The organism is Ruegeria sp. AH7 (assembly GCF_056541325.1).
Genome location: NZ_JBQFYF010000012.1, coordinates 1 through 16,319 on the forward strand (window position 1 = coordinate 1; position 16,319 = coordinate 16,319).

A 16,319-nucleotide genomic window follows, 5' to 3' on the forward strand; every position below is an offset into this window, starting at 1 on the left:
GGCGGTCGAGATGGTGATGCCGCGCGCTTTCTCTTCCGGCGCACCGTCAATCTGGTCATACGCTTTGAAGTCACCGAAATACTTGGTGATTGCTGCGGTCAGCGTGGTCTTACCATGGTCAACGTGGCCAATCGTGCCGATGTTGACGTGCGGTTTTGTACGCTCAAACTTTTCCTTTGCCATGATGGCCTCCTTTTTCGGTAATGAAGGGAGCCCCTGACCGGAGCTCCCTCAAATCTTCGCTTATGCGTATTTCGCCTGGATCTCGTCCGAGATGTTCTGCGGAACCGGATCGTAGTGGTCGAACTGCATGGTGAACTGGGCACGGCCCGACGACATCGAACGCAGAGTGTTGATGTAGCCGAACATGTTCGCCAGCGGAACGAACGCGTCGATCGCGATCGCGTTGCCGCGCGGTTCCTGACCAGACACCTGGCCACGACGCGAGGTCAGGTCGCCGATGATACCGCCGGTGTATTCTTCCGGGGTGATCACTTCGACCTTCATGATCGGTTCCAGCAGTTTCGCGCCAGCTTTGCGCATGCCTTCACGCATACACATACGGGCCGCGATTTCGAACGCCAGAACGCTCGAGTCAACGTCGTGGAACTTACCGTCCAGCAGGGCAACCTTGAAGTCGATCACGGGGAAGCCAGCCAGCGGGCCGCTATCCATGACCGAGTTGATGCCTTTTTCAACACCCGGGATGTATTCCTTCGGAACGGCACCACCAACGATGCGGCTTTCGAACGAATAACCTTCGCCCGGCTCTGTCGGCTGGATTTCCAGCTTAACTTCGCCGAATTGACCCGAACCACCCGACTGTTTCTTGTGGGTGTAGGTGTGCTCGACCGGCATCGAGATGGTTTCACGATAGGCCACCTGCGGTGCACCAATGTTCGCTTCAACCTTGAACTCGCGCTTCAGACGGTCAACCAGGATGTCCAGGTGAAGTTCGCCCATGCCCTTCATAATGGTCTGACCCGATTCCAGGTCGGTTTCCACACGGAAGGACGGGTCTTCGGCGGCCAGACGGGCCAGACCCTGGGACATCTTCTCTTGGTCGCCCTTGGTTTTGGGCTCAACCGCGATCTCGATCACCGGATCGGGGAAGGTCATGGTTTCCAGAACCACAGGCTCTTTCGCATCACACAGGGTGTCACCGGTGGTGGTGTCTTTCAGACCCGCCAGCGCGATGATGTCGCCTGCAAACGCTTCTTCGATCTCTTCCCGGTTGTTCGAGTGCATCATCATCATACGACCGATGCGCTCTTTCTTGCCTTTGGTCGAGTTCAGGATCGAGTCACCCTTGTTCATGGTGCCTGAGTAGATCCGGGTGAAGGTCAGCGAGCCAACAAAGGGGTCGTTCATGATTTTGAACGCCAGGCCCGAGAACGCCATTGCGTCATCGGCACGACGTGCGATGTCACGAACTTCTTCCTCGTCGCCAGGCTTAAAGCCCATGTAATCAACAACGTCCAGCGGGCTGGGCAGATAGTCGATCACAGCGTTGAGCAGCGGCTGAACGCCTTTGTTCTTGAACGCCGAACCACCCAGAACCGGAACGAACGCGATGTCCAGAGTACCTTTGCGCAGCAGGGCGCGCAGGGTCTCAACGTCGGGCTCATTGCCTTCCAGGTATTCCATCATCGCGTCGTCGTCCATTTCGACGGCCGCTTCGATCATCTTGCCACGCCATTCGTCAGCCATGTCTTTCAGGCTGTCGCGGATCGGAGCTTTGATCCAGCTTGCGCCCAGATCTTCGCCCTGCCACAGCCACTCTTCCATGGTGACCAGGTCGATCAGGCCTTCCAACTCGGACTCGGCGCCGATCGGAATACCAACCGGAACAGCGCGTGCGCCGGTGCGGTCTTCGATCATGCGAACGCAGTTGAAGAAGTCTGCGCCGATCTTGTCCATTTTGTTGACGAAAACCATACGCGGAACCTTGTAGCGGTCAGCCTGACGCCACACGGTTTCGGTCTGGGGCTCAACGCCAGCGTTTGCGTCCAGAACGCAGACAGCACCGTCGAGAACCGCCAGCGAACGCTCAACTTCGATGGTGAAGTCAACGTGGCCGGGGGTGTCGATGATGTTCAGGCGGTGCTTGGGGGTATCGGCGGTCTGACCGTCTTCGGTGCGTTCCCAGAAGGTGGTGGTCGCAGCCGAAGTGATGGTGATGCCGCGTTCCTGCTCCTGCTCCATCCAGTCCATGGTGGCTGCACCATCGTGCACCTCACCGATGTTGTGGGATTTACCAGTGTAATACAGGATACGCTCCGAGCAGGTGGTCTTACCTGCGTCGATGTGCGCCATGATACCGAAGTTACGGTATAGTTCTAGCGGATATTCGCGTGCCATTTTTGATAAGCCTCTGAATTACCAACGGTAGTGGCTGAAGGCTTTGTTCGCCTCGGCCATCTTGTGGGTGTCTTCGCGCTTCTTCACGGCGGTACCGCGGGACTGTACAGCGTCCAGCAGTTCGCCGGCGAGGCGTTCTTCCATGGTGTTTTCGTTGCGGCCACGCGCAGCAGTGATCAGCCAACGGATGGCCAGTGCTTCGCGGCGCTCGGGGCGCACTTCGACCGGAACTTGATAGGTTGCACCACCAACCCGGCGCGAGCGAACCTCGACCGAAGGTTTGATGTTGTCGAGCGCTTCGTGGAACACTTCGACAGGAGCGCGCTTGATCTTGTTCTCAACGCGGTCAAACGCGTTGTAAACGATGCGCTCTGCGACCGACTTCTTGCCGTCGATCATCAGGTTGTTCATGAATTTGGTCAGTACCTTGTCGCCAAATTTGGCGTCAGGCAGGACTTCGCGTTTTTCGGCGGCGTGACGACGTGACATATCAGCCTCTCCTTCTTACTTGGGACGCTTCGCGCCGTATTTCGAACGACGTTGCTTACGATCTTTGACGCCCTGAGTATCCAGAACACCGCGCAGGATGTGGTAACGCACACCGGGAAGGTCTTTTACACGGCCGCCACGGATCAGAACAACCGAGTGTTCCTGCAGGTTGTGGCTTTCACCGGGGATGTACGAGATGACCTCGAACCCGTTGGTCAGGCGCACCTTGGCAACCTTACGCATAGCCGAGTTCGGCTTCTTCGGTGTGGTTGTATATACACGTGTGCAGACGCCGCGTTTCTGCGGGCACTGCTCCAGGTGCATGGACTTCGAGCGTTTTACTTTGGGCTGCCGCGGTTTGCGGATCAGCTGTTGAATAGTTGGCATTCCGGTTTCTTCCCCGTTTTGCAACACACATGACATGCACGCGCGTTGCGTGCGGTTAAATTTGCTGCACTTATGCGTCCACAAGCGCAAAACCCGCGAGCGTTCCCATTCCGAGGTGAACGTCGCGGTTGGTTATCAGAGGGCGCGAACGATAAAAGTGTCCGGGCCTTGACCAGTTCATTACTGAAATCGGTTATGGGGCGGCCCCCGGTACCGAGATGTCGCGCGTATTAAGGGGAGTCGGCCCAAGTGTCAACAGCCCGGCATTAACAGCGTGATCCGCCCTGCTCGCGCCCGAGTGTCTTTCGGTTGCCCAGGGTCTAAAGCAACGCCATAGTGACCGGAAGAGCGAAAAGAACAGGTTCTCAATGCAGGTCATCGGACTGTGCCGTTTCTCGTTTCCGGCCTTGGGCAGCTTTCAGATCGAACATGACACGATCGAAGAGCGGCGTCGCCATCTGTACAATCCCGAACGGCTGGAAGAAAGGTTCCGGTTATTCGAATCCTCGACCCTGCCGTGTTTCCGCGAACAGACGGATGAGGATTTTGAGCTTCTGGTCGTGACAGGTGACTGCCTCCCGAAACTGGCGCGCGACCGGTTGCATGATCTGACGGCGGATTTGAAGCAAGTTCGAATCCTCTCAAAGCCTGCCGATTGCGGGCTGAAGACGCGGCAGATCATGCGGGACGTCCTAAACGAAGCCCGCATCGACGCGGATCAGCCCTGCATTCAGTTCCGGCATGATGATGACGATGCCGTATCCGTTGATCTGGTTGAACGCCTGCGCATCGCCATCCACGAAGGTCGCGGCCTGGTCGAAAGTCATTCAACCGTTGCAGTGGATTTTTGCCACGGGTTTCTGGCGCGTTGTGATGCAGATGGTATTCAAGCCGCGCGTGTTTTTATCAATCAATTGGGCGTCGGACTGGGTATGTATGTTGCTGGCAGCTGCGACAAAGCAATCATTAGCTATACCCATAACAAGATCGGGCGGTCGATGCCCGTGATCTCATACGGGGACGCGCCGATGTGGGTGCGGACGCTGCATGAATTTAATGACTCTCCTCACGCCCGCAAGAACAAGGTCGACCTGCAGCCTCTGACCCCCGAGATGGAAGGTGAGTTTATCGCCCGCTACGCCATTGATCAGGAGGTCGTGCGCAAGGTGCATGGCGCAGCATGACGCGCTCGACCTCCATGCCGGTCATTGGCCTGTGCCGGTTTTCCTACCCCGCCATTGGTGGTTTTCAGGTCCAGCATGAGACAACCGAGGATCGGCGGCGCTACCTCTATGCTCCTGCACGTCTGGAAGAGAGGTTTCGTTTGTTCGAAGCCTCGACCCTGCCCTGTTTCCGAAACCAAACGGATCAAGAGTTTCAACTGCTGATCCTGATCGGGGACTGCCTGCCCAAACCCGCCCATGATCGTCTGCGTGATCTGACCGCTGGAATGTCGCAAGTGCGGATCATACAAAAGCCCCCTGCCCGACACCGGCGTTTGATGAAAGAGCTTCTAAACAACGCCCGCACCGACCCGAACCAAGCGTGCCTGCAATTTCGCCATGACGACGATGATGCCGTCTCGGTAGATTTTGTGGAGCGTCTGCGCCAAGCCGCTCAGGATTGCGCCGGTTTGATGCAAACTCATGAGACTGTGGGGATCGACTTCAATTGCGGGTATCTTGCGCGCATGAGTGCGGATGGCGTGCAGGCCGCAATGGTGCATCGGCCTCTGGTCACTGCTGGCTTGGGTATGTATGTGCGCGGTGGAAGCTCTGCCACCATCATGAGCTATACCCATAACCGGTTGGGTCGCATCATGCCGGTCGTCAGCTATCCGGACGCTCCAATGTGGGTACGCAGCTTGAACGGGTTTAACGATTCACCTGCCACACGCAATGCGCAGATCGAATTGAAACCTTTGGACCCGGCAGACGAAGCAGAGTTTCGCGCCCGCTTTGCCATCGACACACAGACCGTGCGGCGCGTTCACACCTCGGGCTGACGTGCACGCGTCCGAAACAGCGTAAACAGGCCCGAGCCTACCACAAGCATCGCACCCATCATGGTAATCGCATCTGGCCAGTCCCCAAAGACCAACCAGCCCAACCCAAGCGCCCACAGTAAACCGGTATACCGAAACGGCGCGACGAATCCGACCTCACCAACCCGCATCACCATGACACTGCACAAATAGGCAACAAGAACGAATATTGCAGCCGAAACAACCAATCCGCCCGTGGCGACAGAGACCGGCACCCATCCTTCAAAGATCGATACAATCGCGGCCGTCACCGTGATCGAGAACGAGGTCGCAAGCGTAACGACCATCGAAGGTACCTCGGCCGACATTCGGCGCGTAATTAGGTCTCGCGCAGTGACCGAAAGCACCGCAACCAACGCATAGATCGCGTATAGGTCAAACCCCTCGGGGCCGGGCCGAACGATCAGCAGCATCCCGACAAACCCCATCGCAATCGCCACCATGCGCCGCCAGCCGATTGCTTCGTGAAAGAACAACGCGGCCCCAAGCGTTACCGTGAGGGGCAAGACCTGCAAAACCGCCGTCACATTCGCCAAAGGCATATGTTTCAACGCAGTCAAAAAGAAGAAGGTTGCTGACAGCTCCGCCACACAGCGCAGGGCAATCAACCATCTGTCATGCCGTGGAAATCGTAGATGAAACGCGCCCAGATGCCGGGCCAACAGATAGACAAGCGACGTCGCCAACAATCCACGTAAGGCAATCAACTGAAACAGCGGCAGATCCTGCAAGGCGACCTTCACCAGCGTGTCATTGATGGTAAAGGCCATCATGCTGCCCATCATCAGCAGCGCGCCTTTCAGGTTCGGGGTCATGAAAAACTGTCCAGTCTCGATTCAATCTCGCTATTGGCTCAGCAGCCCGAAAAAATGTCAATTCCCAGCAATATCTTGGAGGGTACCCAGGTCCTTTTCAAAGATGTCTGGAAGGCCTCCAAGCCAGTCCTTGAGCCGGCATTCCTAATTTCAAAGACCAGTGCATTGGGCCAAGGGCTACACGAGCGAGCACTGGCGTTGAACAATTTGTTTTCGATATCTTTGCTGTATTGCCCCCTTAAACCTGCAAAGTGCCGAACGCTCATCGCATGAAAACAAAAAAGGCCCCGCGAAACTGCGGGGCCCCTCCTATTCGTAAACTGCAAGCCTTACTCGCGGCTTTCCGGGGTTTCCACCAGAACGTCCAACTCGTCGCCCACCATGTCGTCGTCGAAGGTCGGAGCTGCCAGGGCAGCGGCGGCTTCGGCCTCTTCCCGGCGGGCTTCGATCACGACGTTGTCGCGCGATTGCGCCACCTGACGCACGGCCTGAGTTGCCCCACCTGTACCGGCGGGGATCAGACGACCGACGATGACGTTCTCTTTCAGGCCAACCAGCTTGTCCTTCTTGCCCTGCACGGACGCTTCGGTCAGCACGCGGGTGGTTTCCTGGAACGACGCCGCCGAGATGAACGAACGTGTCTGCAGCGAGGCTTTGGTGATCCCCAGAAGGATCGGCTCGCCCTGAGCCGGACGCCCACCACGGTCGAGGGTCTTCTCGTTGGCCGCGTCGAACTCTTGCTTGTCGACATGCTCGCCTTTCAGCAAGGTGGTGTCGCCTGAATCCAGGATCTCCCACTTCTGCAGCATCTGGCGCACGATGACCTCGATGTGCTTGTCGTTGATCTTCACGCCCTGCAAACGATAGACGTCCTGCACCTCGTCGATCATGTAATCCGCCAGCGCTTCGACACCCATGATGGACAGGATGTCATGCGGAGCCGGGTTACCGTCCATCAGGTATTCACCCTTCTGGATGAAGTCCCCTTCGGCGACCGGGATGTGCTTGCCCTTGGGCACCATGTACTCGATGGTTTCCATGGACTCGTCCGCCGGTTCGATGCTGATGCGGCGCTTGTTCTTGTAGTCGCGGCCAAAGCGCACGTAACCATCGGCTTCTGCGATGATCGCGTGATCTTTCGGACGACGCGCTTCGAACAGTTCGGCCACACGCGGCAGACCACCGGTGATGTCCTTGGTCTTGGCACCTTCACGCGGGATACGCGCGACAACGTCACCGGCTTCGACGGTTTGACCGTCTTCAACCGACAGGATCGCATCCACCGACATCGGATAGTGAACCGGGTTGCCCGCATCGTTGCGGACTGGCTCGCCATCTTCACCGACCAGAATGATCTCGGGCTTGAGGTCGCTGCCTTTGGGGGCCGCGCGCCAGTCGATCACGATCTTCTGGGTCATACCAGTTGCGTCGTCGGTCTCGTCACGGACAGCAAGGCCCGAAACAAGGTCGACATATTTCGCGGTACCGGCTTTCTCGGCGATGATCGGCAGAGTGTAGGGATCCCATTCGAACAGCTTGTCGCCACGGGCAACCTTGGTGCCGTCCTTGACGAACAGCTTCGAGCCGTAGCCCAGCTTGTGGTTGGCACGCTCTTCGCCGTGTTCGTCCTTGATCACCAGCTTCATGTTTCGGCCCATGACCAGGCTTTCGCCTGCGGCATTGACCAGAATCTGCGGGTTCTCGAAGGAAACGACACCGTCCTGGCTGGCTTCCTGGAACGACTGCTGACCACCTTGCGCAACACCACCAATGTGGAAGGTCCGCATGGTCAGCTGTGTACCGGGTTCACCGATCGACTGCGCGGCGATGATGCCGACAGCTTCACCTGTGTTCACCATGGTACCGCGGGCTAGGTCACGACCGTAGCAGGTTGCACAGACGCCTTCCTCGGACTCACAGGTCAGAGGCGAGCGGATGCGCATCGACGCAACACCGGCTTCGTCGATGGTGTCCGCCATACGTTCGTCGATCAGCTGACCTGCAGCCACGATCACCTCATCGGTGCCCGGACGCAGAACATCATCAGCCGCGACACGACCCAGCACCCGCTCAGCCAGCGAGGCGACAACCTCACCGTCGTTCACGGCCGCTTCGGCAGTGATCGCACGCTCGGTGCCACAGTCGATCTCACGAACGATACAGTCTTGTGCCACGTCCACCAGACGACGGGTCAGGTAACCCGAGTTCGCCGTCTTCAGAGCGGTATCCGACAGACCCTTACGGGCACCGTGGGTCGAGTTGAAGTACTCAAGAACGGTCAGACCCTCTTTAAAGTTCGAGATGATCGGCGTCTCAATGATGTCACCGTTCGGCTTGGCCATCAGGCCGCGCATACCGCCCAGCTGTTTCATCTGAGTGACCGAGCCACGCGCGCCGGAGTGGGCCATCATGTAGACCGAGTTCGGTTCCTGCTCAGACCCGTCCTCTGCCCGATCCGACGACGAGATCGTGCTCATCATCGCATCAGTGACGCGGTCGTTACACTTCGACCAGGCATCAACAACTTTATTGTACTTTTCGCCCTGAGTGATCAGGCCGTCCATGTACTGCTGTTCAAAGTCCTTCACCTGACCGCGGGTGTCATCAACGATGCCCCACTTGTCGTCCGGAATGACCATGTCGTCCTTGCCGAACGAAATGCCCGCCTTGAACGCTTCTTTGAAGCCCATCGACATGATCTGGTCACAGAAAATGACCGATTCTTTCTGACCGCAGTAGCGGTAGACGGTGTCGATCACCTGCTGCACTTCTTTCTTCCGCAGCAGGCGGTTGACCAGATCGAACGGTGCTTTGTTGTTCATCGGCAGCAACGCACCCAGACGCAGACGGCCCGGAGTGGTTTCATAACGCTTCTGAACTTCGTTGCCTTCGTCGTCGATCTGCGTGATCCGCGCGGTGATTTTCGAGTGCAGATGCACTTCGCCGGAATCCAGCGCGTGCTGAACTTCGTCGATCGACCCGAACACCTTGCCTTCGCCCGGCATACCTTCGCGTTCCAGGGTCACATAGTAGAGACCTAGGATCATATCCTGCGACGGAACGATGATCGGCGCGCCGTTTGCAGGCGACAGAACGTTGTTCGTCGACATCATCAGAACACGGGCTTCCAGCTGGGCCTCAAGGCTCAGCGGAACGTGAACCGCCATCTGGTCCCCGTCGAAGTCGGCGTTAAAGGCCGAACAAACCAGCGGGTGCAACTGGATGGCTTTACCTTCGATCAGAACCGGTTCGAACGCCTGAATGCCAAGACGGTGCAGCGTCGGCGCACGGTTCAGCATGACAGGATGTTCGCGGATCACCTCGTCGAGGATATCCCACACTTCGGGACGCTCTTTCTCGACCAGTTTCTTCGCCTGTTTCACGGTCGAAGACAGACCCTTGGCTTCGAGGCGCGAGTAGATGAACGGCTTGAACAGCTCCAGCGCCATCTTCTTGGGCAAGCCACACTGGTGCAGCTTGAGTTCCGGACCAGTCACAATGACCGAACGGCCCGAGAAGTCGACGCGCTTACCCAGAAGGTTCTGACGGAAGCGACCCTGTTTCCCTTTCAGCATGTCCGACAGCGATTTAAGCGGGCGCTTGTTAGCGCCGGTGATCACGCGGCCACGACGGCCGTTGTCGAACAGAGCATCCACGGATTCCTGCAGCATCCGCTTTTCGTTGCGGACGATGATGTCAGGCGCGCGCAGCTCGATCAGACGCTTCAGTCGGTTGTTCCGGTTGATGACGCGGCGATACAGATCGTTCAGATCCGAAGTCGCAAAACGGCCACCATCCAGCGGAACCAGCGGACGCAGTTCCGGCGGGATGACCGGGATTACGGTCATGACCATCCACTCAGGCCGGTTGCCCGACTCCAGGAAGGATTCAACAACCTTCAGACGCTTGATGATCTTCTTGGGCTTCAGTTCGCCAGTCGCTTCGGCCAGATCAGCGCGCAGCTGCTCGGCTTCGGCTTCCAGATCGATCTGGGCAAGCATCTCACGGATGGCTTCGGCACCGATATTCGCGGTGAACGCGTCCATGCCATAGGCATCCTGAGCGTCCATGTACTCTTCTTCGGTCAGCATCTGGCCATAGGTCAGGTCGGTCAGACCCGGCTCGATGACGACGTAGTTTTCAAAGTACAGTACGCGTTCCAGATCGCGCAGCGTCATGTCCAGCATCAGACCGATGCGGGACGGCAGCGATTTCAGGAACCAGATATGCGCAACGGGCGCGGCCAATTCGATGTGGCCCATACGCTCACGGCGAACTTTCTGCAGAGTGACTTCCACACCGCATTTCTCGCAGACAACGCCGCGATACTTCATCCGCTTATATTTGCCGCACAGACATTCGTAATCTTTGATCGGGCCAAAGATACGAGCGCAGAACAGACCGTCACGTTCAGGCTTGAACGTCCGGTAGTTGATGGTTTCGGGTTTCTTGATCTCGCCATAGGACCAAGACAGAATCCGCTCGGGCGACGCCAGCGAGACCTTGATCTCGTCGAAGACCTTCGGGGGCGTCAGCGGGTTAAACGGGTTGTTGGTGATTTCCTGGTTCATTTGTTACCTCAAATCTTGCGGAAGGGGGGACGGGAGAAAGGGCAGCGCCCTTACTCCTCAACCTCCGCATCCAGGAGTTCCATATTCAGGCCGAGGCCACGGACTTCTTTAACCAGAACGTTGAACGATTCCGGTACGCCCGCTTCAAAGTTATCCTCGCCCTTGACGATCGACTCATAGACCTTGGTCCGGCCGGCGACGTCATCCGATTTCACCGTCAGCATCTCCTGCAGGGTGTAGGCGGCGCCGTAAGCTTCCAGAGCCCAGACTTCCATCTCACCAAAGCGCTGACCACCGAACTGCGCCTTACCACCCAGCGGCTGCTGGGTGACCAGGCTGTACGGCCCGGTCGAACGCGCGTGGATTTTGTCGTCCACAAGGTGGTGCAGTTTCAGCAGGTACTTGATGCCCACGGTCACCGGACGCGCGAATTGCTCACCGGTACGACCGTCGAACAGAACCGACTGACCGCTTTCCGAGAAGCCCGCACGCACCAGCGCGTCGTTGACGTCCGCCTCTTTGGCGCCGTCGAAGACCGGGGTTGCGATCGGAACACCGCGGGTCACGTTGCCCGCAGCCTCGATCAGGCCATCCTCGTCCAGACCGGTGATGCCTTCTTCGTAGACATTCTCGCCATAGGCCAGCTTCATCGCTTCGCGCACCGGGGTCAGGTCACCAGAGCGGCGGTATTCACCCAGAGCGTCATCGATGTTCAGACCCAGACCGCGCGCGGCCCAACCCATATGGGTTTCAAGGATCTGACCAACGTTCATACGCGAAGGCACACCCAGCGGGTTCAGACAGAAGTCGACCGGAGTACCATCGGCCAGGAACGGCATGTCTTCCATCGGAACAACCTTGGAGATCACACCTTTGTTCCCGTGACGACCGGCCATCTTGTCGCCCGGCTGCAGCTTGCGCTTCACGGCGATGAAGACTTTGACCATCTTCATCACACCCGGCGGCAGGTCGTCGCCACGGCGGACCTTTTCGACCTTGTCTTCAAAACGGGCGTCCAGAGCACGCTTTTGCACTTCGTACTGCTCGTTCAGAGCTTCGACGATCTGTGCATCCTGCTCGCCTTCCAGCGCCAGCTGCCACCACTGACCACGGGTCAGGGTTTCCAGCAGTTCCTCGGTGATCACCGACCCTGCCTTGACACCTTTCGGGCCTTTGACAGCGGTTTTACCAAGGATCAGACCTTGCAGACGCGCATAGATGTTGCGGTCAAGAATCGCCAGCTCGTCGTCCCGGTCACGGGCCAGACGTTCGACTTCCTCACGCTCGATCTGCAGCGCACGCTCGTCTTTCTCGACGCCGTGACGGTTGAAGACGCGGACCTCAACGACCGTACCGTAATCGCCCGGCTTCACGCGCAGCGAGGTGTCGCGCACGTCAGATGCTTTCTCACCAAAGATGGCGCGCAGCAGCTTTTCTTCCGGGGTCATCGGGCTTTCGCCCTTCGGAGTGATCTTGCCGACCAGAATATCGCCCGGCTCAACATCCGCACCGATGTAAACGATGCCCGCCTCGTCGAGGTTGCGCAGCGCTTCTTCACCAACGTTCGGGATGTCGCGGGTGATCTCTTCCGGGCCCAGCTTGGTATCACGGGCGGCGACTTCAAACTCCTCGATATGGACCGAAGTAAAGACGTCATCACGCGCGATACGTTCCGAAATCAGGATCGAGTCTTCGTAGTTGTAACCGTTCCACGGCATGAACGCGACAACCACGTTCTTACCCAGGGCCAGTTCACCCATATCAGTCGACGGACCGTCGGCAATGACCTCGCCCTTCTGGACGGTGTCACCCACCTTGATCAGCGGACGCTGGTTGATGCAGGTGTTCTGGTTCGAACGCTGGAACTTGCGCAGACGATAGATGTCAACGCCAGCGTCGCCCAGTTCCAGATCTTCGGTGGCGCGGATAACGATACGCTGGGCATCGACCTGGTCGATGATACCGGCGCGTTTCGCCTGAATCGCAGCACCCGAGTCGATCGCAACCTTTTCCTCGATCCCGGTACCGACCAGCGGTGCCTCGGCCCGCAGCAGCGGAACCGCCTGACGTTGCATGTTCGAGCCCATCAGAGCGCGGTTGGCGTCGTCATTTTCAAGGAACGGGATCAGCGATGCAGCGACCGATACCAGCTGTTTCGGGCTTACGTCGATCAGGTCCACATTCTCGCGCGGGGCGAGGGTGTAGTCACCGGCCTGACGGGTCGACACCAGATCGTTGATGAACTTGCCATCCGCATCCAGCGTCGCGTTCGCCTGCGCCACGGTGTGACGCATTTCCTCGGTCGCGGACATGTAATGAACCTCATCGGTCACCTCGGCGTCTTTGACGACGCGATACGGTGTTTCGATGAAGCCATACTTGTTCACGCGGGCAAAGGTGGCCAGCGAGTTGATCAGACCGATGTTCGGACCTTCAGGCGTTTCAATCGGGCACATCCGGCCATAGTGGGTCGGGTGTACGTCGCGCACCTCAAAGCCCGCACGTTCGCGCGTCAGACCACCGGGGCCAAGCGCCGAGAGACGGCGTTTGTGGGTGACCTCGGACAGCGGGTTGGTCTGGTCCATGAACTGCGACAGCTGCGACGAGCCGAAGAATTCGCGAACAGCAGCTGCAGCCGGTTTCGCGTTGATCAGATCCTGAGGCATCACGGTGTCGATCTCGACCGACGACATACGCTCTTTGATCGCGCGCTCCATGCGCAGCAGGCCAACACGGTACTGGTTTTCCATCAGTTCGCCGACCGAACGCACACGACGGTTGCCGAGGTGGTCGATATCGTCCACGTCGCCTTTGCCGTCGCGCAGCTCGACCAGAGCCTTGACGCAGGCCACGATGTCTTCGCGGCGCAGGGTGCGCAGGGTATCCGGCGCGTCCAGAGCCAGACGCATGTTCATTTTCACGCGTCCAACGGCGGACAGATCATAACGCTCGCTATCGAAGAACAGGGTGTCGAACAAAGCCGACGCAGCCTCGACGGTGGGCGGCTCACCCGGGCGCATGACGCGATAGATGTCCATCAGCGCGCTTTCGCGGTTCAGGTTCTTGTCCTGAGCCATGGTGTTGCGCATGTAGGGGCCAACATTGACGTTGTCGATGTCCAGAACCGGAATGTCGGTGATGCCCGCATCCATCAGGTCCTTGACTGTACCGCCAATCAGGTCGCCGTCTTTGTCGTATTCCAGGGTCAGCTCATCACCGGCTTCGACATAGATCGCACCGGTTTCTTCGTTGATGATGTCCTTGGCGACATACTTGCCGACGATGTTGTCGAAGGGCACCAACAGGTTGGTGACGCTGCCTTCGTCGATCAGTTTCTTGACCGCGCGCGGGGTGACTTTCTTGCCTGCTTCGGCAATCACTTCACCGGATTTCGCGTCGACCAGATCATAGGTTGGGCGGGTACCGCGTACGCGCTCGGGGAAGAATGGCGTGACCCAGCCTTTCTTCTTGTCCAGCTTGTAGGACACGGTGTTGTAATACGCGTCCATGATCGCTTCCTGATCCAGACCCAGCGCATAGAGCAGGGTTGTCACAGGCAGTTTGCGGCGACGGTCGATACGGGCGAACACGATGTCTTTGGCGTCGAACTCAAAGTCCAGCCAGCTGCCGCGATACGGGATGATGCGGCAGGCAAACAGCAGCTTGCCCGAGGAATGGGTCTTGCCCTTGTCGTGGTCAAAGAACACACCGGGGGAGCGGTGCATCTGGGACACGATCACACGCTCGGTGCCGTTCACGATGAACGTTCCGTTCGGTGTCATCAGGGGCATGTCGCCCATGAACACGTCCTGTTCTTTAATATCTTTGACCGATTTCGCGCCGGTGTCCTCATCGACATCAAACACGATCAGACGCAGAGTGACCTTTAGCGGTGCGCTGTAGGTCATGTCGCGCTGCATGCACTCTTCGACGTCATATTTAGGCTTTTCCAGATCGTATTTCACGAACTCCAGAACGGAGGTTTCGTTGAAATCCTTGATCGGGAAAACCGACTGGAACACGCCCATGATACCTTCGCCGTCTGTGGGCTGTTCAGCATCGCCGGAGCGCAGGAAAAGATCATAAGAAGATTTCTGGACCTCAATGAGGTTCGGCATTTCCAAAACTTCACGGATTTTGCCGTAATATTTACGAAGACGTTTCTGGCCAAGGAACGTTTGAGCCATGTCAGATGTCACCTTTCGATGTTCTCAGCGGGCAAAGACACCGTCGGGCCCCGGCATCTTGCACAATCGAGACAACACGTCCGGATCAATTCGTGGCCACCGTCCCGAAGGCGGCCTCCCGATCCGAAAACCGTGTCTTAGAAAACACCCCACATCCTGAGGCCCTTTCTAAGACAGGTTCGGCTGGACCCGGATTTCTCCGGACCCAGCCAAATTTCCAGGCACATCAGCGATGTGCCAGCGGACTGACTTAGGCCAGTTCGACCTCGGCGCCAGCTGCTTCCAGCTTGCCTTTGATCTCTTCGGCTTCGGCTTTGTCCACGCCTTCTTTGATCTTGCCGCCAGCTTCGACCAGCTCTTTGGCTTCTTTCAGGCCCAGACCGGTGATGCCGCGAACTTCTTTGATCACGTTGATTTTCGAAGCGCCGGCGTTCTTCAGAACGACGTCGAATTCGGTTTTTTCTTCCTCAGCTGCACCGCCGGCATCGCCAGCTGCGCCTGCGACCATGACGGCGCCGCCAGCTGCGGGCTCGATGCCGTACTCGTCTTTGAGGATGGTTTTCAGTTCTTGTGCTTCCAGCAGGGTCAGACCCACGATGCTTTCTGCGAGTGCTTTCAGATCAGCCATTGTATCAGCTCTTTCCGTTTACAGTGTGTGTTCCAACGTCAGGGAGTTTTCCCTACGCAGATCATTCAGTGCCAACCGCTTACGCAGCTTCCGCCTTCTCTTCGATGGTGGAAAGGATGCTTGCGATGTTGCTTGCAGGTGCGCCAATTGCACCGGCGATGTTCGAAGCAGGCGCGCCAAGCATACCAGCGATCGTAGCAATAAGCTCTTCACGCGACGGCATTTTCGACACGGCTGTAACACCAGCCCGGTCCAGAGCGTTCTCACCCATTGCACCGCCAAGAATTTCGAACTTTTGGTTCTCTTTGGCGTAGTCCTCGGCCACTTTGGCAGCTGCCACAGGGTCCTCGGAATAGGTCAGAACGGTCATCCCTGTCAGCAGGTCGGCCATGTTTTCACACGGCTTACCCTCAAGGGCGATTTTGGCGAGCCTGTTCTTGGCAACACGCACGGAACCACCCGCGTCACGAGCACGTGCGCGAAGGTCTTGCATCTCGGCAACTGTCAGACCGGCGTAGTGGGCAACCACTACGACGCCAGAGCTTTCGAAGATTTGGCCGAGTTCCTCGACCACTTTCTCTTTCTGGGCTCTATCCACAGTTCTCTCCAAGTTAGGGGCGATACCTCACCCCGGCTCATATTTGCCGCGGGCAAGCCCCCGGCGTTCAGGTCCGTTGTTACGGGATTGGCCAAAATGCGCCCGAGGGTGGGACCCTCAGAATTCTTTGGTCTTACCCGTCTCAGGCAGGAAATTAAGGGGTCAGATGACACCACCCACCGTCTTGGACGAAACGAAAGAAAGCGCACGACGAATCGCACGCTTTGTTCCGCAGGTCT

At 57.8% G+C, this 16,319-nt stretch carries 11 protein-coding genes; 2 read left to right on the top strand and 9 right to left on the bottom strand.

Annotation, left to right across the window (positions count from 1 at the left end):
- From ACR0JX_RS19345 to rpsL, 4 genes are all read right to left on the bottom strand, one after another.
- Positions 1 to 183, bottom strand: a 183-nt coding sequence (locus ACR0JX_RS19345; RefSeq protein WP_480545024.1) for a GTP-binding protein, incomplete at its 3' end; no start/stop codon positions are given.
- Between the two features lie 60 nt (positions 184 to 243).
- Entirely contained in the window at positions 244 to 2,361 is a 2,118-nt protein-coding gene (fusA, locus tag ACR0JX_RS19350; RefSeq protein WP_480545418.1) for an elongation factor G, read from the bottom strand.
- An 18-nt stretch (positions 2,362 to 2,379) separates the two neighbouring features.
- Complete coding sequence (rpsG, locus tag ACR0JX_RS19355) at positions 2,380 to 2,850, bottom strand: 30S ribosomal protein S7 (protein WP_039529242.1); 471 nt, start codon at positions 2,848 to 2,850, stop codon at positions 2,380 to 2,382.
- Between the two features lie 15 nt (positions 2,851 to 2,865).
- A complete protein-coding gene (gene rpsL, locus ACR0JX_RS19360) occupies positions 2,866 to 3,237 on the bottom strand; it encodes a 30S ribosomal protein S12 (RefSeq protein WP_005621086.1) in 372 nt (123 codons plus the stop codon).
- A gap of 368 nt (positions 3,238 to 3,605) precedes the next feature.
- Here rpsL and ACR0JX_RS19365 point away from each other — a divergent pair, with 368 nt between their 5' ends.
- Positions 3,606 to 4,421 (top strand): putative rhamnosyl transferase, encoded by an 816-nt coding sequence (locus ACR0JX_RS19365; protein ID WP_480545420.1) that lies wholly within the window; start codon positions 3,606 to 3,608, stop codon positions 4,419 to 4,421.
- A gap of 14 nt (positions 4,422 to 4,435) precedes the next feature.
- A complete protein-coding gene (locus tag ACR0JX_RS19370; RefSeq protein WP_480545486.1) occupies positions 4,436 to 5,242 on the top strand; it encodes a putative rhamnosyl transferase in 807 nt (268 codons plus the stop codon).
- Here the strand turns inward: ACR0JX_RS19370 and ACR0JX_RS19375 are convergent.
- The 5 genes from ACR0JX_RS19375 to rplJ all read right to left on the bottom strand — a co-directional run bounded on the left by ACR0JX_RS19375 (position 5,227) and on the right by rplJ (position 16,080).
- The gene (locus tag ACR0JX_RS19375; RefSeq protein WP_480545422.1) at positions 5,227 to 6,096 is read right to left on the bottom strand and encodes a DMT family transporter; all 870 of its coding nucleotides are present in this window, start codon (positions 6,094 to 6,096) and stop codon (positions 5,227 to 5,229) included. The two genes, ACR0JX_RS19370 and ACR0JX_RS19375, sit on opposite strands and share 16 nt — an antisense overlap.
- A 329-nt stretch (positions 6,097 to 6,425) precedes the next feature.
- Positions 6,426 to 10,667: a DNA-directed RNA polymerase subunit beta' gene (rpoC, locus tag ACR0JX_RS19380; RefSeq protein WP_480545424.1), complete on the bottom strand. Its 4,242-nt coding sequence runs from the start codon at positions 10,665 to 10,667 to the stop codon at positions 6,426 to 6,428.
- A 50-nt stretch (positions 10,668 to 10,717) separates the two neighbouring features.
- Positions 10,718 to 14,854 carry a DNA-directed RNA polymerase subunit beta gene (rpoB, locus tag ACR0JX_RS19385; protein WP_480545426.1) on the bottom strand — a complete coding sequence of 1,379 codons (4,137 nt, stop codon included), beginning with the start codon at positions 14,852 to 14,854 and terminating at the stop codon, positions 10,718 to 10,720.
- 250 nt (positions 14,855 to 15,104) lie between these two features.
- Positions 15,105 to 15,482, bottom strand: a complete 378-nt coding sequence (rplL, locus tag ACR0JX_RS19390; RefSeq protein ID WP_353009219.1) for a 50S ribosomal protein L7/L12 — start codon at positions 15,480 to 15,482, stop codon at positions 15,105 to 15,107.
- Positions 15,483 to 15,561: 79 nt separating this feature from the next.
- A complete protein-coding gene (gene rplJ, locus ACR0JX_RS19395) occupies positions 15,562 to 16,080 on the bottom strand; it encodes a 50S ribosomal protein L10 (protein ID WP_170533156.1) in 519 nt (172 codons plus the stop codon).
- Positions 16,081 to 16,319: the final 239 nt, after the last annotated feature.

Coding starts and splice junctions, on each gene's coding strand:
- rpoB (WP_480545426.1), bottom strand. CDS start 14,854: ATGGCTCAAACGTTCCTTGGCCAGAAACGTCTTCGTAAATATTACGGC.
- ACR0JX_RS19370 (WP_480545486.1), top strand. CDS start 4,436: ATGCCGGTCATTGGCCTGTGCCGGTTTTCCTACCCCGCCATTGGTGGT.
- rplL (WP_353009219.1), bottom strand. CDS start 15,482: ATGGCTGATCTGAAAGCACTCGCAGAAAGCATCGTGGGTCTGACCCTG.
- rpoC (WP_480545424.1), bottom strand. CDS start 10,667: ATGAACCAGGAAATCACCAACAACCCGTTTAACCCGCTGACGCCCCCG.
- fusA (WP_480545418.1), bottom strand. CDS start 2,361: ATGGCACGCGAATATCCGCTAGAACTATACCGTAACTTCGGTATCATG.
- rpsL (WP_005621086.1), bottom strand. CDS start 3,237: ATGCCAACTATTCAACAGCTGATCCGCAAACCGCGGCAGCCCAAAGTA.
- ACR0JX_RS19375 (WP_480545422.1), bottom strand. CDS start 6,096: ATGACCCCGAACCTGAAAGGCGCGCTGCTGATGATGGGCAGCATGATG.
- ACR0JX_RS19365 (WP_480545420.1), top strand. CDS start 3,606: ATGCAGGTCATCGGACTGTGCCGTTTCTCGTTTCCGGCCTTGGGCAGC.
- rpsG (WP_039529242.1), bottom strand. CDS start 2,850: ATGTCACGTCGTCACGCCGCCGAAAAACGCGAAGTCCTGCCTGACGCC.